Annotated in this window: 18 protein-coding genes; 13 read left to right on the top strand and 5 right to left on the bottom strand. The window is 39.9% G+C overall.

What is annotated here, in order from left to right:
- Window positions 1-29: 29 nt before the first annotated feature.
- Together B879_RS04500 and argS are read right to left on the bottom strand one after the other, a co-directional pair.
- Window positions 30-611 (bottom strand): glutathione peroxidase, encoded by a 582-nt coding sequence (locus tag B879_RS04500; RefSeq protein ID WP_009183959.1) that lies wholly within the window; start codon window positions 609-611, stop codon window positions 30-32.
- A gap of 2 nt (window positions 612-613) precedes the next feature.
- On the bottom strand, window positions 614-2,404 hold the full coding sequence (gene argS / locus B879_RS04495; protein ID WP_009183958.1) for an arginine--tRNA ligase: 1,791 nt from the start codon (window positions 2,402-2,404) through the stop codon (window positions 614-616).
- Window positions 2,405-2,419: 15 nt separating this feature from the next.
- Here argS and B879_RS04490 point away from each other — a divergent pair, with 15 nt between their 5' ends.
- On the top strand, window positions 2,420-2,812 hold the full coding sequence (locus B879_RS04490; RefSeq protein ID WP_157231517.1) for a hypothetical protein: 393 nt from the start codon (window positions 2,420-2,422) through the stop codon (window positions 2,810-2,812).
- A 189-nt stretch (window positions 2,813-3,001) separates the two neighbouring features.
- Here the strand turns inward: B879_RS04490 and rocF are convergent, their stop codons facing one another.
- Window positions 3,002-3,952 (bottom strand): arginase, encoded by a 951-nt coding sequence (rocF, locus tag B879_RS04485; protein ID WP_193786159.1) that lies wholly within the window; start codon window positions 3,950-3,952, stop codon window positions 3,002-3,004.
- Window positions 3,953-4,112: 160 nt separating this feature from the next.
- Between rocF and B879_RS04480 the strand changes: the two genes are divergently transcribed.
- Window positions 4,113-5,408 (top strand): APC family permease, encoded by a 1,296-nt coding sequence (locus tag B879_RS04480; protein WP_009183955.1) that lies wholly within the window; start codon window positions 4,113-4,115, stop codon window positions 5,406-5,408.
- Entirely contained in the window at window positions 5,405-6,550 is a 1,146-nt protein-coding gene (locus B879_RS04475) for a methionine aminotransferase (RefSeq protein WP_009183954.1), read from the top strand. Before B879_RS04480 ends, B879_RS04475 begins: the two co-directional genes overlap by 4 nt.
- Here B879_RS04475 and glgX read toward each other — a convergent pair.
- On the bottom strand, window positions 6,547-8,646 hold the full coding sequence (gene glgX / locus B879_RS04470; protein WP_009183953.1) for a glycogen debranching protein GlgX: 2,100 nt from the start codon (window positions 8,644-8,646) through the stop codon (window positions 6,547-6,549). The genes B879_RS04475 and glgX overlap by 4 nt on opposite strands.
- A gap of 175 nt (window positions 8,647-8,821) precedes the next feature.
- Here glgX and B879_RS04465 point away from each other — a divergent pair, with 175 nt between their 5' ends.
- The 9 genes from B879_RS04465 to B879_RS04425 all read left to right on the top strand — a co-directional run bounded on the left by B879_RS04465 (window position 8,822) and on the right by B879_RS04425 (window position 18,374).
- Window positions 8,822-9,307 (top strand): hypothetical protein, encoded by a 486-nt coding sequence (locus B879_RS04465; protein ID WP_009183952.1) that lies wholly within the window; start codon window positions 8,822-8,824, stop codon window positions 9,305-9,307.
- 126 nt (window positions 9,308-9,433) lie between these two features.
- Complete coding sequence (locus B879_RS04460) at window positions 9,434-10,822, top strand: arginine decarboxylase (RefSeq protein ID WP_009183950.1); 1,389 nt, start codon at window positions 9,434-9,436, stop codon at window positions 10,820-10,822.
- A gap of 105 nt (window positions 10,823-10,927) precedes the next feature.
- Complete coding sequence (locus B879_RS04455) at window positions 10,928-11,254, top strand: hypothetical protein (protein ID WP_009183949.1); 327 nt, start codon at window positions 10,928-10,930, stop codon at window positions 11,252-11,254.
- 242 nt (window positions 11,255-11,496) lie between these two features.
- Window positions 11,497-13,449, top strand: a complete 1,953-nt coding sequence (locus B879_RS22825; protein ID WP_009183948.1) for a toxin-antitoxin system YwqK family antitoxin — start codon at window positions 11,497-11,499, stop codon at window positions 13,447-13,449.
- 11 nt (window positions 13,450-13,460) lie between these two features.
- Window positions 13,461-14,285: a DUF2490 domain-containing protein gene (locus tag B879_RS04445; RefSeq protein WP_009183947.1), complete on the top strand. Its 825-nt coding sequence runs from the start codon at window positions 13,461-13,463 to the stop codon at window positions 14,283-14,285.
- A 12-nt stretch (window positions 14,286-14,297) separates the two neighbouring features.
- Window positions 14,298-14,765, top strand: coding sequence for a hypothetical protein (locus tag B879_RS04440; protein ID WP_009183946.1), 468 nt, complete (start codon window positions 14,298-14,300; stop codon window positions 14,763-14,765).
- A gap of 108 nt (window positions 14,766-14,873) precedes the next feature.
- Window positions 14,874-15,575 carry an outer membrane beta-barrel protein gene (locus B879_RS04435; protein ID WP_202949584.1) on the top strand — a complete coding sequence of 234 codons (702 nt, stop codon included), beginning with the start codon at window positions 14,874-14,876 and terminating at the stop codon, window positions 15,573-15,575.
- Window position 15,576: 1 nt separating this feature from the next.
- The gene (locus B879_RS04430; protein WP_009183944.1) at window positions 15,577-17,562 is read left to right on the top strand and encodes a hypothetical protein; all 1,986 of its coding nucleotides are present in this window, start codon (window positions 15,577-15,579) and stop codon (window positions 17,560-17,562) included.
- A 14-nt stretch (window positions 17,563-17,576) separates the two neighbouring features.
- Window positions 17,577-18,374, top strand: coding sequence for a DUF2490 domain-containing protein (locus B879_RS04425; RefSeq protein WP_238542080.1), 798 nt, complete (start codon window positions 17,577-17,579; stop codon window positions 18,372-18,374).
- Between the two features lie 19 nt (window positions 18,375-18,393).
- Here the strand turns inward: B879_RS04425 and B879_RS04420 are convergent, their stop codons facing one another.
- Window positions 18,394-19,497, bottom strand: a complete 1,104-nt coding sequence (locus tag B879_RS04420; RefSeq protein WP_009183942.1) for an alanine racemase — start codon at window positions 19,495-19,497, stop codon at window positions 18,394-18,396.
- Between the two features lie 322 nt (window positions 19,498-19,819).
- On the opposite strand from B879_RS04420, the gene B879_RS04410 reads away from it, so the two are divergent.
- Complete coding sequence (locus tag B879_RS04410; protein ID WP_009183941.1) at window positions 19,820-23,239, top strand: DUF7133 domain-containing protein; 3,420 nt, start codon at window positions 19,820-19,822, stop codon at window positions 23,237-23,239.
- The last annotated feature ends 12 nt before the right edge of the window (window positions 23,240-23,251 follow it).

The raw sequence follows: 23,251 nt of genomic DNA, 5'->3' as shown, positions 1-23,251 counted from the left end.
ATTTACATTTAAAATGATCACAATTGAAATTAAGCGGTAACCAAACTAATGATATCTTCACTGGTTGGTTTTACAGAGGAAGGGAAGAATTTCAACAATTTACCATTTTCATCTATAAAGTATTTGCAAAAATTCCAGCTTGGCTCTTTATCATTCCATCCATTCAAATCCTTGTCAGATAACCATCTGTACAATGGATGCTTATCGGCTCCCTTTACAGAAATTTTATCCATCATTTTGAAGGTAACCCCATAGTTTTCAGAGCAAAACTGAGCTATTTCCTCATTACTACCTGGTTCCTGGCCACCGAAATTATTGGCCGGGAAACCTATGATTACCACTTGATCACCATGCGCTTCATGTAGTTTTTGAAGGTCAGCATATTGTGGGGTATACCCACATTTGGAAGCAACATTCACCAATAAAAGTCTTTTTCCTTTAAATTGGGAAAAATCTACTTCCTCTCCATTGATGTCATTCATCTTAAAATCGTAAATCGACTTTTCCATAAGCAATTGTTCTAAACTGGTAATGTTTTCTGGATCCTGCTTTTGTACACTGGCAGTACAGGCAAAAGCAATGATGGCAATAACAAATAAGATTTTTTTCATAATTACATTCTGTCTGGGACTTTTATACCTAGTAACTTCATGCCTTCACGGATTGTTTGTGCAGTGAGGGCAGAAAGTGCAATTCTAAAGGATTGGATCTGGTTGTCAGATTCATTGAATATGGGTAATTCAGCATAAAAACGGTTATACTCTTTGGCCAAATCAAACATATACTGGGCGATTACAGCCGGTGAATATTCCTCTCCGGCCTGTCGGATTTTTTTCTCAAAATCATTCAACATGACGATGAGATCCCTTTCTGTACCTTCCAGTTGGTTTAAGTGTTCAAAACCGTCTTTTTGATAGTTGACACCTATCTGGTCCGCTTTTCTAAGAATCGATGCGATCCTGGCATGGGAATATTGAATAAAAGGTCCTGTGTTACCCTGAAACTCTATGGATTCCTGCGGATTGAATAACATGCGTTTTTTGGGATCCACTTTCAATAGGAAGTATTTCAGTGCCCCCAAGCCTAAGACTTCATATAGTTCTGAGGCCTGTTCTTGGGTAAAACCTTCAATTTTACCTAATTCTTTGGTATGGCTTTCTGCCGTAGCAACCATTTCCTGCATCAGGTCATCGGCATCCACTACGGTGCCTTCCCTGGATTTCATTTTGCCTGTTGGCAAGTCCACCATGCCATAAGAAAGGTGGTAAAGCCCATCCCCATAAGGTCTTCCCAATTTCCGCATGATTTTGAAAAGCACATCAAAGTGGTAATCCTGCTCGTTTCCTACCACATATACTGATTTGTCGATTTTGAAATCGTTATATTTGAGGTCACAGGTTCCCATGTCCTGTGTGATGTAAACAGAAGTACCGTCGGCCCTTAGTACGAGTTTTTCATCTAGTCCTTCTTCGCTGAGGTCTACCCATACCGATCCATTTTCCTTTTTGAAGAAAACACCTTTTTGTAATCCTTCTTCAACAATGTTTTTCCCTAATAAGTAGGTATCGGATTCATAATAATATTTATCAAAGTCCACGCCCATTTTTTTGTAAGTGGCGTCAAAACCTTGGTATACCCAACTGTTCATGGTCTTCCATAACTGTACCACTTCTTCATTTCCTGCCTCCCATAACCTGAGCATTTCCTGTGCCTCTAGCATCAAAGGCGCATTCTTTTTGGCAGTTTCCTCAGCTTCCCCATTTTCCACCAATCCTTGGATCTGCTTTTTATATTCTTTGTCAAATATTACATAATATTTGCCGGCAAGATGGTCTCCTTTAAGTCCAGATGTTTCTGGGGTTTCCCCATTACCATAATGCTTGTAAGCCACCATGGATTTACAGATATGTATTCCCCTGTCATTGACCAAGTTGCTCTTGATGACTTCATAACCATTGGCCTTCAGTATTTCAGACACGGCATAACCTAGAAAATTATTCCTCAGGTGGCCCAAATGCAGGGGTTTATTCGTGTTGGGACTTGAATACTCTACCATTACTTTTTTGCCATTGGCAGGAAGTTTAGCAAAGGATGGGTGCGTGTATAGTTTTTTGAAGATATCCAGCCAGGATGCTTTACTGACGGAGAGGTTCAAAAAGCCTTTAACCACATTGAAATCAGTCACTGGTGGACAGTTTTCTTTGAGAAATTCTCCGATTTTGTTGCCAGAGGCCTCAGGGTTGAGTTTAGTGATTTTCAAATATGGAAAAACCACAAAAGTAAAGGTGCCTTCAAAATCCTTTCTGGTAGGCTGAAGGGAAATTTCCCCTATGTTTAAGTTATGGTCAAAACAAGTTTTAAATGCCTGGTGCAGGCTAGAAATTATCTGTTCTTCTAAATTCATTTTATCTTATGCCGTGTGAGCTACAAAGATTCTATTTTTTTGTTTTACCGCCAAAGCCGCAAAGAGATGGTTTTCTCTCTTCTTGTTCATTTTTGCGTTGTTATTTTTACCGCAATGGCCGCAGAGGGATGGTTTTTACTCTTCGCGTCCATGGCGGTTTATATTTTTTACCGCCAAGGTCGCAAGGAAAAGGTTTTTACTCTTTGGGTCCATTGCGGTTTATTTTTTTTTACCGCCAAGGCCGCAGGGAGATGGTTTTTACTCTTCGCGTCCATGGCGGTTTATTTTTTTTACCGCCAAGGTCGCAAAGGGATGGTTTTTACTCTTCACGTCCATAGCGGTTTATATTTTTTTACCGCTAAGGCCGCAAGGAGATGGTTTTTACTCTTCGCGTCCATTGCGGTTTAAATTTTTTACCGCCAAGGTCGCAGGGAGATGGTCTATACTCCTCGCGTCCATAGCGGTTTATTTTTTTTACCGCTAAGGTCGCAAAGGGATGGTTTTTACTCTTCACGTCCATAGCGGTTTATATTTTTTACCGCCAAGGTCGCAAGGAAAAGGTTTTTACTCTTTGCATCCCTTGCGGTTAAAGAAAAACTAGAAATTTTCTACCAATGAGCGTGTGGTGGCTTCAAGGATATCAAAGGCATTCTCTGCCATCAAGTTCTCAGTATCCAGGGTAGGGTTCACTTCAACAATTTCCCAACAACAGACCCGTTTGTCTTTGATCAGCTCAGCATTGAGTTTCAATGCTTCTTCTACTGTCAACCCATTCGGTACAGGAGTGCCTGTTCCCACAGAAATGGAGGAATCCAGGCTGTCCACATCAAAGGATATATAAACTTGGTCGCAGTCTTTGATCAATTCAAGAGCGGACTTTGCCACTTTTTCCACGCCCAAAGCCCTAACTTCCTCTGTTGTGAAATTCTTGATGCCATACTGACGCATGAGGTAATCTTCAGGTTCCTCGGTATCCCTTACGGAAATAAAAACGATGTCTTCCGCTTTGATTTTGGGGAAGTTCCCGCCTATATTTTTGATTTTTTCCCAGTATTGAACTGTTTCCTCCATGGGTTCATTCACCTGACAGTCCAAGTTGTCAGTATGGATACACATGGCCAGTGGCATACCATGCATATTGCCTGAAGGCGTGGTGTAAGGTGTATGTAAATCGGCATGGGCATCAATCCAAATTACCCCCAGTCTTTTTTCCGGATGGGCTGCTTTGATGCCCATAATGGTGCCGGCAGCAGTGGAATGGTCTCCTGCCAATATGATGGGGAATTTCTTGTCCAATCGCAGGGATTCTATCGTGCTGTGTACATTTTTCAATACCTGATAGACCCCTTCTATGTATTTGGCTTGGGGGTGTCTATTGCCTTTCCAAAGGTAATTGTTGGCGTCTTGAACATTAATGGGATCAAAACGGGTGAAAAAGTCAGACAGTTTATCCAAACTGGCAATTTTTAAAGCATCAATGCCCAAACTGGCCCCTCTTGTACCAGCGGCAATTTCTGAGCGTACTTCTACCAATTTGATATCTCGCATCATAAGTATTTTGGGTTTATATTATTAAACAATAATCCGCGCAAAAGTAGCTATTTGGCCCGCAAGCCACAAGGAAAGCCCTGGGAATATGGTTTTTTTCTATCGGTAGGAGAATATTCTACGAAATCCTATAAATTGGAGGGTTATAATATCCCTTTTTGTGAACTTAAGTGATAAAATAGGTTGGAAAACCGCCGCAGGTCTGGTAATCGCCAACATGATTGGTACCGGCGTATTTACCAGTTTAGGGTTTCAGGTAGCTGAAAGCCAAAATACATGGAGTATCATTCTGCTTTGGGTGATTGGTGGGGTTATGGCGCTGATGGGGGCCATGGTGTATGCTGAACTGGGGACACATTTCAAGAAATCGGGTGGGGATTATATTTTTCTTTCCAGGACAATCAACCCATCAGTAGGCTACCTATATGCTTGGATTTCCCTAACCTTGGGTTTTCCTGCCCCGGTTGCGATTGCTGCCATGGCCATGGTGCAGTACTGGCAACCGTTAATAGGAGAGATGTGGAGTTTGAGTCTTGGGGTGATTTCCATCATGATGATGAGTGTTTTTCATTCCTATTCTGTCCAGCAATCGGGGACAGTTCAGAATGTTCTCACCGCCATCAAAGTCTTATTTGTTTTTGCGCTGATAGGTATTGGCGCATATTTTGCATCAACTTTAGAATCCAGTTCATTTGACTATACCACCTCTTGGACGGAAGAAATATGGAAACCTGGCTTTGCAGTTTCTTTGATCTATGTGTTTTATGCGTACACGGGTTGGAATTCGGCCGCCTATATCATTGAAGAGATCGAAGAACCAAGAAAAAATTTACCCAAAGCGCTACTAAGTGCAACCCTTTTGGTGATGTTGGTCTATGTGCTTTTGCAATTGATCTTTTTGAAGCACGCCAGTATCGATCAATTAAGTGGAAAAGTTCAGGTTGCCACTCTGGCATTTGGTAATATTTTTGGGACACAAGGGGTATTTTGGGTAAGTCTGTTTATTGGTATTCAGCTGATTGCCACCATCAGTGGATATACTTGGGTAGGACCTAGAATTACCCAGGCGATGGCCAAGGAGTTTAAGTTATGGAGCCCATTGGCCAAGACCAATTCCAGAGGAATACCCGTGAGGGCCATTTGGTTCAATACAGGAATGAGTTTTCTATTGATGTCTACAGGTTCTTTTGAAATGGTATTGCTTTATGTGGGTTTTGCCTTGCAAATGATGGGCGCTTTTACCATCTTTTCCTCTTTATTGGTAAAAAAGGTGGAAGGGTTCAAAAGTCCTTTCAAACCATGGTTACAGATCATTTACCTGATATTTACCCTTTGGGTGATGTTCTTTATGTTATATGATCGCCCTAAAGAGAGTGCGATTGGCATAGGAATCGTTTTAATTGGATATATCATTTATTTATTTGATAAAAAAAACAATACTGAACGGCCTACATGATCAAATCAAAATTACCGGATGTAGGGACCACTATTTTCACAGTGATGTCCCAATTGGCCCAGGAACATGGGGCCATTAACCTTTCTCAGGGTTTCCCAGGTTTTGACACTTATCCCTACCTGAGGGACCTGCTTGCTAAATATGTCATGGAGGGATATAATCAATATGCCCCCATGACCGGGATACCTTCCCTGAAGGAAAGGATAGCAGACAAAACCCTGAATTTACATGATGTGGCCTTTGAAGCGGAAGAGGAGGTGACTGTGGTTTCTGGTGCTACGGAAGCTTTATACGCTGCAGTTACTGCAGTTATAGAACCTGGAGATGAGGCCATCATATTAGAGCCCGCCTATGACAGCTATTCCCCTGCGGTCAGGCTAAATGGGGGAGTGCCTGTATATATTCCTTTAAATCTGCCTGATTTTTCTGTGGATTGGCAAAAGGTAAAAGATGCTATCACCGAAAAAACCAAGGTGATTATGGTGAATACGCCCCATAATCCCGGAGGTTACGTGTGGACAGCCGAAGATCTGAATCAATTGTATGCTTTGATTCAAGACCGGGAAATTTATGTCATCAGTGACGAAGTGTATGAACAAATCACCTTTGATGGGAGAAAACATTTGCCGGTATTCAGCCATCCAGGTTTGCGGGAGCGTTCATTGGTATGTGGATCATTTGGTAAAACTTTCCATGTTACCGGCTGGAAAATAGGCTATTGCCTGGCACCCAAACCACTCAGTAGGGAGTTTAGGAAAATTCACCAATTCCTCACTTTTAGTACAAGTACTCCCATGCAATATGCTTTGGCGGATTTTATGGAAAATCCCAGCAGGTATATTTTTCTGCATGAATTTTACGAGAAAAAGCGCAATCGCTTCTGCAGGGGCTTGAAAGAAACAGCATTTGAATTCATTCCTGCACAGGGAAGTTTCTTTCAGGTCGTCTCTTATGGGCATCTATCCGATGAAAAAGATACCGAAGTAGCCATCAGGATGACCAAAGAAATCGGAGTGGCCTGTATTCCGGTTTCAGCTTTTTTCCATGACCATAGAGACCCTAAACTGTTGAGGTTCTGCTTTGCCAAAGAAGACAGGGATCTGGATAAAGCCCTGGACAGGATCAAGACCTTTCGGTTTTAAACGGGAGTTAAATGGCTCATGAGGATCACTGTAGAGTGGGCCTTGACCAAATATTGCCCATTTTTGATGGGATTGGCATCCGACCAAAGGCAGATGTCATTTGGTGCTTCTGCGGCGGTGTCTATCCATACCCTCCATTTGGTTTTTCTTTGTCCAATGGTTCTTGGCAGTTCAAAACTGATATCTTCATGATAGGCATTGAAAATGTAATGCATGGCCATTTTTCGGTTGATGGAAATTACCGTAGTGGCAATGCTATGGGAATTATCTGACCAATCCGGCCGATAAAGCTTCGATCCATGCCAAGTGATCAATGGCTGATTCAGCAGATCCTTTAAACTCATGTTGAAATCTGGATGAGCCGTTTCCCTTTTCAACCTTTTTTCAATCAGAATCTTTACAAAACGCAACATGTCGGCATTTTTTTCCAGCAAGGACCAGTCAAACCAAGTTGTTTCATTGTCCTGACAGTAAGCGTTGTTATTTCCATGCTGGGTACGGCAGACTTCATCACCCATCAGGATCATGGGTGCACCCATGGAAAGTAAATTGACGACGTGGAAATTTTTGATCTGTCTCCTGCGCAAAGACAGGATATGAGGGTCCTCTGTGGGGCCTTCTACCCCAAAATTCCAGCTGAAATTTTCATTATGCCCATCCCTGTTGCCCTCATTATTGGCCAGGTTATGTTTATGGTTGTAGGAAACCAGGTCCATCAAAGTAAAACCATCATGGCAGGTGACAAAGTTGATGCTTTGTTCCGGGATCTTGTCCTTTTCTTCATAAAGGTCGGGACTACCGATCAACCGGGTCACAAAATTGCTGACTTTCCCTTCATCTCCCCTGAGGAATCCCCTTATATCATCTCGAAATCTTCCGTTCCATTCTTTCCAACTATCCCCAATAAATTTCCCTACCTGGTAAAGGCCTGCAGCATCCCAGGCTTCAGCTATGAGTTTGGTGCCTGCGAAGACAGGGTCTGATTCAATATCCCAAAGAATGGGAGGGTTTTCAATGGGATTGCCATTTTCATCACGGGAAAGAATGGAAGCCAAATCAAACCTGAATCCATCCACATGCATGTCCCTGACCCAAAAATGAAGGCTGGAAAGGATCATGCGCCTGACAATAGATTGGTTGGCGTTAAGGGTATTCCCTGTTCCTGAGTAATTCTTGTATTTGGATTTGTCACCGTTGAGCAGGTAATATACACTGTTGTCGATGCCCCGGAACGTGTAAGTGGGGCCATCTTCTTTATTTTCAGCCGTGTGGTTAAATACCACATCCAAAATAACTTCAATGCCCGCCTTGTGAAGTGCCTTGACCATATCCCTGAATTCATCCAAGACCAAAAGCGGTTGGTCTGAATCCGTACTGTAGCCTTGATGTAAAGCAAAAAAGGAAACCGGGCTATATCCCCAGTAATTGGTGAGTCCTTCGGGTGCATCCTGTACATCAAATTGAAACACAGGAAGTAGTTCTACAGCTGTTATACCTAATTCTTGGAGGTAAGGAATTTTTTCTATTAAGCCTTTGAATGTTCCTCTTTTGCCTTCTTCTACACCGGAATTTGGATGTTTTGTAAAGCCGCCTACGTGTAATTCATAAATGACATTCTGGGAAAAAGACTTTTTGGGATGTTTGTCGTTTTCCCAATCGTATTTCCCCAAGTCTGCCAAAACTGACTTCATAAAAGCAGCCTCATCATTTCCAAAAACAGACAGGGCTTTGCGGTCATAATTTTTGGGTACTGCAACAGCCTTACCATAAGGGTCAAGTATCACTTTAGAGGCATCAAACCTGTGCCCTTTTTCTGGCAGAAAAGGGCCATACATGCGGTAACCGTAATGTTGTCCGGCCCGAACTCCAGAAATAAATATGTGCCAATAATGGTAAGTTTTGTTTTTTGCTTTATCCAATTTGAAAACATGGGAAGGTTGGTGATCCTCTACATGGTCAAAAAAGAGCAGCTCAACAGCGGTGGCATGTTTGGAAAAGATAACAAAGTTGACGCCTCCTTCTTCAAATGAAGGTCCAATGGGGAAACTCTGTCCAGGACTTGCCTCAAATTTTGGGTGTAATCTATTTTTATTCAAGGGGAAAAAGTCAGTTGATTCAATTATTAAACGAATTTGGAGCGAAATCTACACATTTCAATATGAATTCATGCGAAATATAAAAGTTTTTTACAATCCCTATAAAAAAGATAGGGTAATTAGGTAATTAAAAAAACTTTTATTTTCTTTACATCGGATTTCAAATAAACAAACAATGGGACTTTCGACGGCAGCTATCGCTACTGAGCAATCACAACAAGTTTTAAGGATTCAACCTGCTGAAAAAGCAGTCTTTTCCAATAAATCAATGATCGAAGATTGGTTCCATCAATCACCTTTTTTCATGCTAAAACACCAGTCCTGTTTTGATTTCCCCAATTTTCCTGAAACCCAGAAAGTATTTCATGTGCTGTACTTTGAATGGGCTCATAATGAGGCGCAGCTTAAGGCTTTGTTCAATGGTTTGATACTATTGGGGCAATCGCATGGGATTGTGTTAGAATTTCAAAAAGAATTGAATACCTATGCATTGAAATACTATGAACATAATGATGCTAGGGCACTTGATTACCTTCAAAAAACGGAATACTATCTGTCTAAAGAATTAAGGTTCAAGCAGGTTTTGTCCTCCTACCTCATCCAGGAAAAAAGACATGAACAAAGCCAAAGCCTATTACAAAGAGAACTATTTGTTCAATAAAACAAAATCAACAAAAAACTTAGGGAAAGGGGAGAATCTTATGGGATTTTCCCCTTTTTGGTTTGATTTCCGAATATTTAAAGCAAATTTTGTGACTGGTTTAATGCTATAACCCAAACCTATACAATGAATAAATACATAGATCTCATTCAGCAGACATTTGATTTCCCTACCAAAGAGTTTCATGTAGAAAATAACGAATTACATTTCAATGGTGTGAATTTGATGGACATCATCAAAACCTATGGAACACCTTTGAAATTGACTTATTTACCAAAAATTTCAGAAAACATACAAAATGCCAAGACCTATTTTGGCAATGCCATACAGCAGCATGACTATAAGGGTAAATATACCTATTGCTACTGTACCAAATCTTCGCATTTCAGCTTTGTTTTGGATGAGGCTTTGAAAAATGATATCCATATTGAAACCTCTTCCACTTTTGATATTCCTTTAGTTAGAAATTTGTATGAACAAGGGAAAATCAACAAAGAAACCTACATCGTCTGCAATGGCTTTAAAAGAGAGCTTTACAAGCAATACATCACAGAACTATTGAATGATGGTTTTGTGAATTGTATTCCTGTGTTGGACAACCTTTCTGAGATTGATTATTATTTGGAGTATGTAAAAGTTCCCTTCCAAGTGGGTATCAGGATTGCGGCGGATGAGGAGCCGAAATTTGGATTCTATACTTCAAGACTGGGAGTACGCTATAGTGATATCGTGAAGTTGTACGAGGAAAAAATTAAAGATAACCCCAATGTAAGCCTTAAAATGCTGCATTTCTTTCTCAACTCCGGCATTAAAGACACCGCTTATTATTGGTCAGAGTTGACTAGGTTTATCCAAAAATATGTGGATTTAAAGAAAATTGCTCCTTCTTTGGATACCATGGATATTGGTGGAGGCTGGCCCATCAAGACCAATGTGTTTTTTGACTACGATTATCAGTATATGGCAGAACAGATCGTCAAAAACATCAAATGGATGTGTGCCAAAAACCATACGGATGAGCCTCATATATTTACAGAATTCGGATCCTATACCGTAGGGGAAAGTGGGGCAGTGTTGTATTCAATTTTGGATGAAAAACTCCAAAATGACAAAGAGCTATGGTACATGATTGACGGTTCCTTTATCACGCAGCTGCCGGACAGTTGGGGGCTCAACCAAAAGTACATCATGCTGGCGGTCAATAATTGGGACAATGAGTACCACAACATCAATTTGGGTGGCTTAACTTGTGACAGTATGGATTACTATAATTCAGAAGCCCATCAGTTTAATATTTACCTGCCAAAAGCGGAAGAAGGCAACAAGCAGTATATTGGCTTTTTTCATACAGGTGCCTATCAGGAATCTTTGGGAGGATACGGAGGTATTCAACATTGCCTGATTCCTGCCCCTAAGCATGTGCTGATAGACAGGGAAAAGGATGGCAGTATCAAGCATTGGCTTTTCGCACCGGAACAGAATTCAGAAAGTATGTTAAAAGTATTAGGATACTAAAAATTTAATAAGGCGTGTTTGAAAAAACACGCTTTTTTTTGAACTTTTTTCCAGTATTTCAGGTATTTATATTTGTGACTTAAGTCACATAAAACCTGAGTAACCATGAAAACCCTGATTTATTTAATATTTGTTGGCTTGTTTCTTTTGCCCATTAAAAATGGAGTGAGAATCGTTTACATAGAGGACGAACCAACAGATATCCAGGAAATGATTTTTTTTAAAAAAGAATCAAATAATCATTTGGACAGGGGAGAAAAGCTATTACATGAAGCAGAAAATGAGCTTATAGAAATTGCCAAGGAAAGAGGAGTAGAGGTAGTTGAGATATTTGTGATTGAAATGCAACATGGTGAGATCCCAACCGAGTCCCAATTTGGGAAAAGAGGTTATGTCTCTCTTTGGGTTTCCTTAAAAAATCACAATAATTAATGGTTTAATTTAACATTGTAATGATGTTTTCTCCTTTGCTTAAAATTTAATTTTGTATCCACTTCTCTTGTGTGGCAGAATTGTTATTTAGTTTTAAATAATTTTATTGGACTGAATTAAATTTTGTAAATTATTGAAATTTTAAGTTTTGCCATTAATATTATATTTATTCGTTTTTAAAATGGCCAATACTTGGATTTTTTTTAGTTTTGCTACTTCTTTGAAAAATGAATTTACCCAACATGAGAAAAATTGCCCCATTAATATTTTGTTTTTTCTTTCCATTCTTGGTGGTAGCCCAAGAAAAATTCCAAGGAGAGTATACATTTAACGGGTTAAAGGGTGAAGCCATTTTTGAATTTGTCAGAGGAGAAGGAAATGCAATCATTCGTCAAGGTGAATTTAAATTTTCCCGACGTGAAAAGGATAGAGAGGATAGGACAAGGATCAATAAAACAATGGTTGAAGGTTTTTATGATGCCGATAAGAAAACCGGATTATGGGATTATTTGGATGAAATTCATTTAATTGATCTTAATGATGTTAATAATTTTCGATTAGACTACACCATTAATAGTCAACAGATTAAGTTAAAGGCAAATTATTTGGAAGGTATTCCACACGGGAAATGGGTCTTTGAAGAAAATATTTATAGTGAGGGAAAATTAAGTCCAAAATCCGAGGCAGATGAAATTCAATTTTCAGAAGGACAGATAGATGGATTCTTTCAGTATAAGTCATTTGTAGACAATAGAACACTTTTTATTCGTGGAGAAGTTTCCGATGGTGGCTTTATGAATGGGGAATGGACATTTGTTTATAAAGTCGATGGGGTTTTGATTTCGGAAGTAAGGAATTACGAAAAAGGATTTTTGATAGGATTGGTAAAAAGGGATTTATTGTCTGATGAAATATTGGAAGAGCGTGTGTTTTTTGAAGTGATCAACAAACTCAATCAAATTAACAATAAAGAGAACAAGGGATATAGGGTTTCTAATGATAAGTTTGGGATTCTTTTTAATGATGCCTTTTTGTCCAGTGACCCCGAGTTTATATCTCAAACCTCAGGAAACGCTTTTATTTCCGAATTTTTGAATAATGTATTAAGATATGATGAAAGCTATGTGAATGAAGAGGGTAACTTAATCCAATTCCCAATACACACCAGAAGGTTTGTTTATGAACTAAGCAGGTCCCAACAGAGAATAATAGAGGAGCTACCTGAAGAATATGATCGTCAAATCCGGGTTGTTAGAGATTATTCTAACCGAAATTCATTAAGGATTAACAGGCAAAGATCGGACAGTTTGGCCTTCGCCAACGCTTATTTTGAGTTTAAGGCTGAGAAATTGAAGGAGTTTGACGAATTAATGGATTTAATTAAGTCAAAAAGAATACAGTTTTTTGATGTGAATGAAATGTTCCAAAGAGGGATTCCATTTATCAGAGAAAAAGAAAGAATTGAATATACTTTTGAGGACGAAGTTAAGGTGATGGAAGTAGCATATGACCTGAGCAAGTTTGAGACTGATTTTTATGTTGGTTTATCTGACTATTTTAGACAAATGGGGGTTACCATAAGGTCGGTAAAAGGTTATGTGGATGAATCTCTTTCACAAATTGAGCGTGATGATGATTTGAGAAGCATTGAGAATCGAGTACAGTCTCAAAAAATAGTTTTGGATGAGCTTTACTTGCAATTTGAGACTCTAAATGAAGATCAGAAACAAATTATTTCTTCCGTACACACAAATATCTTGGTTAACGCATTCGAAAATATGCTCCAAGAATATGCAAGGCTCAATCTTTTTACAGATAAAAAGCAAAAAGCCAGAGTAATGGAGGATTTATTGGAGGAAATGTCCAATAACTATACTGATTTAATCGCTATACCTGAATTTAAAGTGACCCTTGATGTCTTGTACCAAGAAGAAGTTTTTAACCCTTTTACTTTTTCACGATATGATCAAAGGGCAAAACCTAGACTTTATGAAGCAGGAGAAAAGCTTTTTGATCATTATATATCTTCAATAATTAATGAACAAGACTACTCAGAAATAAGGGTTTTGATAAACAAAGTTAAAGATTTGATGATTAGAATGGAGGAATTGAGGTTTGCCGACACCAGAAGGCTTGAAAATAGAATCAATAGAAGGCTAGATGTTAAAAAAATAGAGTCCTTACTGGATCTTTAAAGGGAAATTTAATGAAATCAATATTTACTGGGTTAAGGATAGCTTTCTTTACGTTTTCTATTCTTTTCATATTTATTCCTTCGTACGCCCAAGAGGCACCATCTACTCCTCAAAGGGTAAGCCTTCCAGCTACTTCTGAAAATTGGAATGGGCTTTATCTGAAGTTGAGATTGACGGAAAAATGGTTTTGGTATCAGGAGAACCACTATAGAAGAAGAAACAGTGTTGAAAACAGAATGGATTTTATTGGTAGAATGAGCCAATTATATAATCGTTTTGGGTTTACTTATCTATTTAATGATAATTTTGAAGTGACTTTTGGTCCAACCCTAGTTTGGCAGTTTGCACCTGAAAGAGGGAATCCTGAGTATGTAGATTCTGTTTTTGACACCCGTTTTTGGCACCAATGGTTATTAACCCAAAGTGTAGGTTCGGTGAAGGTTCTCCATCAGTTCCGTTTTGAACATCGATATAAACGGGACAATAATGTCGGCGCTCAATATGAGTATACAGACCGGTGGCGCTACAAAATCACTGCTTATGTTCCATTAAATAAGCCAAGGATGGAGAATAAGACTTTCTTCATAGCCCCCTCCAATGAGTTTTTCTTCCAATCAGGAAAGGAAATCTGGAATATATTTGAAGAAAACAGGGTATATACAGCTATAGGTTATACTTATAATAATTACATGTTCTTTGGTGGTCATATGTGGACTTATGGGCCAACAAATACACCTGGTGTCTACAGAAACCGCCATATTATCCGGTTAAATGTGATGTACACCATTGATTTTCGTGATTCAAGAAGACCATTGACAAGGGATTTTGCCTTTTAACAGCTGATGATAATGAAAAGAATAGTCATTTTTGCAATATTTCTGTTTATGGGTTTTTCGGCAAAAGCTCAATATAAAGGTCAGGTTAGGTTTATTCATGCTTATGAAATAACTTCAGACAAGGGTTTTTTTGGAATGAATTTTGGTTTTGAATACTTAGCGTTCAACTATTTATCTCTTCACCCTTCTGTTACTTTTTTTACACCAGCCACTGGGAATGCTAGAGGCTTTGATATCAATGCTAGGTATTATTTAACAGAAAAGGAAAAGCAATGGTATACTTTACTTGGCTATGGTCACTATACTCGGGTATTTGAGTTTAATCCGGAAGGCATTAGAAGACATAATTCAATCAATCTTGGTGCGGGAGGGATGCTTAAATTCAGAGACGAGTTAGGAATAAATCCAGAAATAAGGTATCAACCTATGGGTAGGAATGAAGTAATCTTTAAATTAGGGATTGTTTATTTTATAAATTAGTCGGGAAATCAATATGTATAGATTCTGGCTTTAACTGTATTAAGTCTTTAATCCCTAAGTATATCAATAGTTAAAGGACTGCTTGTGAATAATTTAAATAAAAATAAAGTGTCAGTTTTTAGAGGGCCCTTTAATGGGTGTTTGCTTTTGGTTTTTCTGGTTTTCTTTTGTTCGTCTGTTCAAATTTATGCCCAAGATGCTTCAAATGAAGAGCTAACTGAAGAAGAGTTGGAAGGAAAGGAAAGTAAGTGGTCAAATCTACCTTACTTCATGGATGATTTAAAAGTAGTTATCGGATTTAACAGAAGCGGCTTATATTGGAGTGATCAATTTAGGGATTTAAGTTATGGAAGTGGTGCCCTATTTGGACTTGAAGGCTTTATTCCAATGGGTAAGATTTCCTTTTTTCATTATGGAATACACTATTCTACCAGAAATTTCTCTCACCTAAACCAAGTAACTTTCCGGACCAATCATTTGGATTTTCCGATTTTTGCCTCTTTTAGTTTACCTGAATTTAGGTCTATTGATTGGCGTTTTTTATTAGGTACTCAATTGAGTACCCGGGTTGGTGCCTCACAGTCAGGAGTATATCCTGTTGGTCCACAAGACCAGTTCCAGTTTGACACCAACGATTTCAAAAATTTTGATGGGGGGATGTTCTTTGGCCTTAGTGCTGAGAAAAATGACTTCTATTTCCGTTTAAGGTCTTATGTAGGTGTGAACAAATTGGACAGGAAAGACCAAGGTGGAATGAATGCATTTTATATAGATTTTGGTTACTTCTTGTTTAGACGATATAGGCAGTGATATGAGAGGAAAATGGATTTTGATCAGCTTATTTGCATTGCTTCAACTGGAAGGGATGGCACAAACGGCACGTTCAGTGACCAGAGATACTGTTTTCTATGATGAATTCGTGGGTACTGAAGAGTTGCGTTTACTTCCCAGAGACACCTTGGAAGTGAAGCATGGAAGGTACAGTTTTACTTCTAGGTTATTTAATTTACCGCTTTCTACCCAATTAAACAGATTGAGCATAACAGGCAATTACAAAGAAGGGAAATTTGATGGGTTATGGACCTACAAATTAGATGAATATGACCTGAGTATTAATGATGTTATTGATGGAAGAACACTTAGGCTGGATTATGGATTGGACGGTATCGAAAGGAATGCAAAATTTTTATATAAGGAGGGAATTCCTCAGGGAAGATGGGAAGTAGAGAATATCGTGATAAATAATAGTAGGAAACAAACTGCCTCTAGTGCTGCTGTTTTTCAATTTGAATCAGGGGTTGCAGTGGGGAATTTTTCTACTAAAGGGGTGATTTCTAAAACTTCTTCAGTAGGGAAGTTAAATGATGAAGGTTTTTTTGAAGGCTTGATTACCCTTCAATATGAAGAAGATGGAATTGAGACTACCGAAAGAAGGATTTATGAAAATGGTTTTTTGATCAACCTGATCAAACTGCAGCAGGATGAAGTGATTCTTGATCTGGAGTATGATGACGTGATCAAAAATTTAAAATCTTTGGAAGGAACTATAGAAAACATCAATTATACGATCAGCGAGGAAGGTTTTGGTTTACTTTTTCAAAATGGATACAATGAAACAGACCCAAAACTGACTGAACAAACGTTGGGTAATGGTGTACTGCAAAGGGTATTGGATAGAATTGGTAGGTTTGCCAATAATGCAGAGGAAGAGCGAGGCCAACCGGAATTTAAATTGACCCGAAGGTTTAAATTTGTTTATCCTGAAGAGGAGGATGAAATAATTTTAAACCTAGAACCTAGGTTAAATATCATGTTAGATGAATACAACGCATTTTTATCCAATCCAAAGTTTATTCTGAACAAGTTTAGAATCGATAGTTTGCCCTATATTTTTGGATATATTGACCATGCCAGAAAAAGAAGTCAAGACATGTTGGACGTCATAGAACTGATAAATGATGGGTATTTTGATTTTTTATATAGACCTAATTACTATCCCAATGGGTTATCTGGATTAAATAGACCTGGGGAATTCAGTTATGAATCTGAAAAAGGAGAAGAAACGGCCGTTTTTGATTTGGGAACATATTTAGACAATCCCATGGCCATGGTCAGTCAGATGGATGAGGTAAGTGAAGTATTAAGGGAACGAACCGATAAATTTCTGGAATATGCCTTTATGGAGATCAGGATATTTGATCAGCAAGCAACTATAGACAGTTTGGATAATCTCATTGTTCAGTTGAAGACCAGAAATGATGCCTTGTATTCCTTTTTTCAGACGATTCCTACAGACAGAAGTTTTGAGGAAATGCCTTTAGATTATAGGTTATATAGGGTGTTGAGCAATAACTTACTTTTAGATCTTCAAGAAAAATACTTGGATGCAGAAGAATTTGAAGAGAAAGTGAAACTCGGAGAAGAGTTGACCTGCCTTCATGCCTTATTGGAAGACAAGCATGATGATATTCTTGACTTCCAAAATATGCCATCTAGGTTGGATAAGACCTTTACCAGGTTCAGTCCCAATCCTTTCTTTGAAAGGGATATAGAAACAAAGATTTTGCCAGGCATTTACGGAAAGGGTACAGGAGTATTGTTTGAATATTACTTGGAAAATCTGTTTTCGGCAAGGACCTGTGAGCAATTAAAAAATAGAATTCAGCGAATAGAAAAGCTTGAAGAAAGATTAAAGGCATTGGCGGCAGATAGTGATAATCCGGAAGTGGGTCGTTTGGATAGGGCTTTAAGGAGGGAAAATATTCCTTCCCGAATCGAACGTCTTCTTAATCTTTAAGCTAAATCAGAGAGATGATGATCAGAAAAATATTTCTTTTAGTCGGTTTGACCCTTGTAGCTTTTTCATCTTATGGGCAGGATGAAAGAGAATTTTTGGATAACCGGATTCTTTATACCAAGTATTACATAGCAGATTTCTTTAATGATACCACCAAATGGGCTTGGGAAGCCGATGTGGTTTACAGAAGACAAAGTGAGTTGGGACAGTCAGATTTTTGGAGTGAACCTTTGAGAATCAGTATCAGACCCTGGATAGCCTATCAGTTTACCAAACTTACGAGAGTGAGTTTAAACCCCATTGGTATGTTTTATTCTGCACCAAGATTTCCCCAGGAAAGTGATTTGGACAGGCCTTTTGAAAGGGAATTGAGGACAACTTTACAGATTAACAATTATGCCTATTATGGTAGGTTCAATTTTACACACAGGTTAAGGTTTGAATCCCGATGGAGAGGGATAGATAATGAGGAGGGTGCTACACATAACTGGCGGGTTAGATACAGGATGAGAACGAGGATACCCTTAAATACAGACTATTTTTATACCAATAATACCTACTATATTTCTCAGTACTCTGAAATTCATGTAGAATTTGGTAGGGATTATGGCACGAATTATTTCTCACAGAACAGGAATTATATAGGGCTGGGTTACCGGTTCTGGGAATGGACCCGATTAGAATTGGGCTATATTTATCAGTTAAATACCAGAGGGAACAATAGGCAAATAGACGTGTCAAGAGGGCCCATGTTCTATCTTTTTATTGATATTCTTAGCAAGAACAAAAGAAGGTACAATTACAGCTTTTAAGCAGTTACTCATACGCCAATTAATAGGCTTGTTCCGCATGATCAATCCATTCTCTTTTCAGGCTTAAATACCTGCCCATGCAGTCGGCTGTCATACAACTATGAATAGGTAAAATCCCCAAAACATCTCCGACTTTAACACGGGCCAGTAAATCATCAGAGGCTTTGATGATGCCATGTTCCTGGGAAATGCTTTTGAGGAAAGAACGCTGCAAGGGAATTTCCCAGTCATTTTCATGTAGCCACACCACCTCACCAAAATTTTTACCCCCATCAGGTTCAATAAGCACATCCTTGGCCAAATGCACCCCTCCGCCATGTACCAGGATTTCTTTTCTGTCTTTTTTGATGTCCACTACTGGTACCGCAAGGGCGACGGCCACATCTTCTACTTTGCAGCTCCCTAAATTCACCTGCATCATGTCATAGAACACAAAATTACCTGGCCCCATTTCATCAATATCTCCAAAATTATCAATCACCGCACATCCCGGGGTATCTCCGGTCCTGGTTACTAGTTCAGGGTACTCTGTGCGGTATTTGTTTTTCAGCATGGATAATGCGGCCCGGGTTTGGGCATAAATACGAGCTTTGTCCGGTTCATAATAAGTATGCCCTGCATGTAAATAGAATCCTTTGAATTGGAGTACATCCCGTTTTTTGGCGGTCCGCAATATGGCTTCCATCAGGCCAAAATCACTTACTTCAACACCTGTTCTTCCATAGCCTGCATCAATTTCAATAAAAAAGCCTACAGGATTTTCCAAAGTTTCATTCAGTTCTTGCGCTACCGCTACATTGATCAGCTGCACAGATAGCCGCTGGTTTTTGGCCAAGGCATTTAATTTTTCTGCCTCCAGCGGGTTGAAAGGAAAAGCGATATGGATGTTGTCCCACCCCTGTCCGCAAAAATATTCCGCCATTTTGATGGAGGATACGGTAATTTCAGTGATGCCATAATCTTTGGCCCATTTCCCTATTTCATGGGATTGGGCGGTTTTAAAATGGGGCACCAGTTTCATGCCATGTCTTTTTGCTTTATCCGCCATCTTTTTAAGGTTGTTGCGGCAGATATCTTCATTGATCAATAAGGTGGGAGAGGTGATTTGCTTCAGATAAGACATGTGTTGCTTTGTTTAGGGATCGGAAAATAGAAATAAAGATAGACTTCCCCAAGAGGCATTTGATGGAAAGGAGTGAACATTGTACCAAGTACCAAGATCATGTACCAAGTACCAAGTATTATGTACCAAGTTCCAAGTACCATGTACTAAGTACCAAGAAATTATTTTATAAGATTAAAAAAAGAGAAAAACAAATCAGGTTGATTCATCACCTCATTCGACCAATCAAAAAGTTTGCAGTCTTTCAAAAAACCGAAGAAAAGAATTGTTTGTGTTTTTTCTCTATATTTCTATTTCAATGCAATAAACCTGAGTTAAACCTATGAAAACTATTGTAAGATGCCTTCAATTCCCTTGGATGGCAGGACTATTCCTCCTTATTTTTATTTCCTGTAAAAAATCCCCTTCTGAGCCCCTTGATTTAAGAATTAAGCAAATGGCCCATGAAGAAGTGAAGGAATTGGCAGCAACCTTAGAGGCTGCCAGTACGGCCAGCTTAAAAGAGGGCTTGAGTATGTCCATTTGGGCTGTAGATTCCCTGATCATAGACCCTATCTCCATTGATATGGACGAGGAGGGGACTTTGTATTATACCAGTTCCGGAAGATTGGGCAAGGTGGAATTTGATATCAGGGGACATCAGGACTGGGAGATTGAATCCATTGGATTGCAGTCCATTGAGGAGAAAAGGGCTTTTCTAAGAAAAGAGCTGTCTCCTGAAAGAAGTGAGTTCAATACCTGGTTGAAGGATTACAATGGTGATGGCTCCCACGATTGGCGGGACATGTTGGCAATCAAGGAGAGCGTCTACAGAGTTAAAGATACCAATGGAGATGGACTTGCAGATTGGACCCAAAAAATGATAGAAGATTTTCATGAGGAAGTTACGGATATAGCTGCAGCTGTCTTAAAATTTGAAGATGACCTTTATGTAGGGGTGGGGCCTGATTTTTGGAAATTGAAGGATAAAAACGGGGATGGCATTATAGACGAAAAAGTTTCGCTTTCCCATGGATACGGTATCCACATCGGTTTTGGGGCACATGGTATGTCAGGAGCTACAGTAGGACCTGATGGCAGGATTTACTGGGCCATCGGCGATATTGGGTTCAATGGTGTGGACCAAACCGGAAAGCAATGGAAGTACCCCAACAGAGGAGTTGTGGTCAGGGCCAATCCTGATGGTTCGGACTTTGAAGTTTTTGCCATGGGGGTGAGGAATACCCACGAATTTGTTTTTGACGATTACAACAACCTGATTTCCGTGGATAATGATGGGGACCATAGGGGTGAAAGTGAGCGCTTGGTGTATTTGGTCAATGGATCAGATACAGGTTGGCGGATCAACTGGCAGTTTGGTAAATACCGTGACCCCAATAACAACACCTATAAGGTGTGGATGGATGAAAAACTTTACATCCCACGCCATGAAGGTCAGGCGGCTTACATCACCCCATGTATCATCAATTATGTAAACGGTCCTACGGGTATGCTTTATAACCCGGGAACAGCCTTGGCACCAAGGTGGAAAAACACCTTTTTTGTTGTGGAGTTTGTAGGCAACCCGGCTAGGTCAGGGATACATGCTTTTAAACTGAAACCTAACGGTGCAACCTTTGAACTTCAGGAAACTGAAATGATTCAGAGTGGAATGCTGCCTACGGGGATTGCTTTTGGGCCTGATGGAGCGCTTTATGCCGCAGACTGGATCAACGGTTGGGGAAACAAGAATTATGGCAGGATTTGGAAGATTGAAGATGAACAAGGGAAAGATTGGGAGCTGATCAAAGAAACCCAAAGACGATTGACTTTGGATTACAAAAAAATGAGCGAAGCGGAGTTGGAAGGGCATCTATATTATGAAGACCAAAGGATAAGGAGGAAAGCCCAGTTCGAGTTGGCCAAAAGAGGAGAAAAAGGAGCTGCGATTTTTGAAAAAGTGATGAACCAAAGGGAGCATCAGCTCGCCCGGATCAATGCGATCGTTGGTATGAGCCAAATCGCCAGGCTGAAAGACATGAAATATGCAGGAAAGCTAATCCCATTGTTAAAAGATCAGGATCCTGAAATCCGGGCACAGGCAGCGAAATGGTTGGGAGACATCCGTTACGAGGAGGCTGGTCCTTCCATGCTGGCTTTGCTGGTGGATGAATATCCCAGGGCGAGATTTTTTGGGGCCGAAGCCATAGGAAGAATAGGATATGGGCCTGCTTTCCCATCTTTGGTGACTTTATTGGAAAGAAATGACAATGAGGATGCCTATATCCGCCACGCAGTGTCTTTGGCCATGTCAAGGATAGACAAAGAGGAGGAGCTGGTTGCCCTTTCCAATCACTACAGTAATGCGGTAAGGTTAGGAGCCGTTTTGGCATTGAGGAGATTAGCGCATCCTAGAATTAAGGAATTTCTCAATGATTCCGATGAGTACATTGTTACCGAGGCAGCCCGGGCGATCAATGATGATTTTTCAATTGAAGATGCGCTTCCAGAGTTGGGAAATTTGCTTGCCAAGACCAAGTTTTACAATGAGCCTTTGATAAGAAGATCCATCAATGCTAATCTAAGGGTAGGAAGCACCGAAGCCATGCAAAACCTGGTCAGTTTTATGCTGAAACCTGATGTGCCATTGACGCTGCGTCAGGAGGCCATAGATGCCTTAGGAACTTGGACCAAGCCTTCTGTTTTGGATAGGGTAGATGGAAGGTACAGGGGGGAAATTACCAGGGATGGGGCGGAAGTGCGGGCAGCATCCGCCGATGCTTTGATGGAATTGTTAGCTGGAAGGGAAGAGGCATTGAAATTAAGTGCGATTCATGCCATTGGTAGGCTTAAAATTGATGCGGCAGAGGAACGGTTATTGGCTATACTTCAGCGGGATCCCTCTTCTCAGGTCAGAATTGCTGCCCTGCAGTCCTTGGCAAAAATAGAAGCCAAAAAAACACCGGAAGCCATAGAGCGGGCCATTGCCGATGCAGATAAGGCAGTCAGGGTTTCAGGCTTGCAATTATTGGATCAATTGGATATTGATAAAAAACTGAAAGTCAACTTGCTAAGTGATATCATTGACAAAAGAACTGTAGAAGAGCAACAGGCTGCTTTACTGGCTTTGGGCAAAATTCCAGCGGAATTTTCTAAGCCTTTATTTATCAGTTTGTTGGATAAAATGGGTTCAGGCAAACTGAATGGACAGGTATTATTGGAGCTAGGGGAAGCAGTAGAAAAGAATGCCGATGGAAGCATAGCTACCGCCTATGAACAGGCCGCTGAACAGCTTTGGAAAGGAGACCTGATCGCCTCTTACCAAAGCAGTCTCGAAGGTGGAGATGTGATAAGTGGGCGACGGATATTTTTCCAGTCCCAAACGGGACAATGCATGCGCTGCCATGCCTATGACGATATGGGAGGGAATGTGGGGCCGCCAATGAATGGTATTGGGAGGAAACTGAGTAGGCAGGAGTTGTTAGAGTCATTGGTAGATCCAAGTAAGAGAATTGCACCTGGCTATGGTATAGTAACTGTGGACTTAAAAGATGGTAAAAGGGTAACAGGTATTTTGACTGAAGAAAGTGCCCAGTCCATCTTGGTAAGCAGGGGGAATTTGGCTGATACTTTGATCAGGAAGTCGGATGTGCAGGAACGGAAGAATGCCCCCTCGAGTATGCCTGATATGAAAGGAGTATTGAGTAGGCGGGAAATAAGGGATTTGGTGGCCTATTTGGCCACTTTAAAAGAGGATTATTGAAAATAAAAAAGG

The sequence above is a fragment of the Cecembia lonarensis LW9 genome, assembly GCF_000298295.1.
Classification (GTDB): domain Bacteria; phylum Bacteroidota; class Bacteroidia; order Cytophagales; family Cyclobacteriaceae; genus Cecembia; species Cecembia lonarensis.
This window is presented reverse-complemented; position numbering and strand designations above follow the sequence as displayed.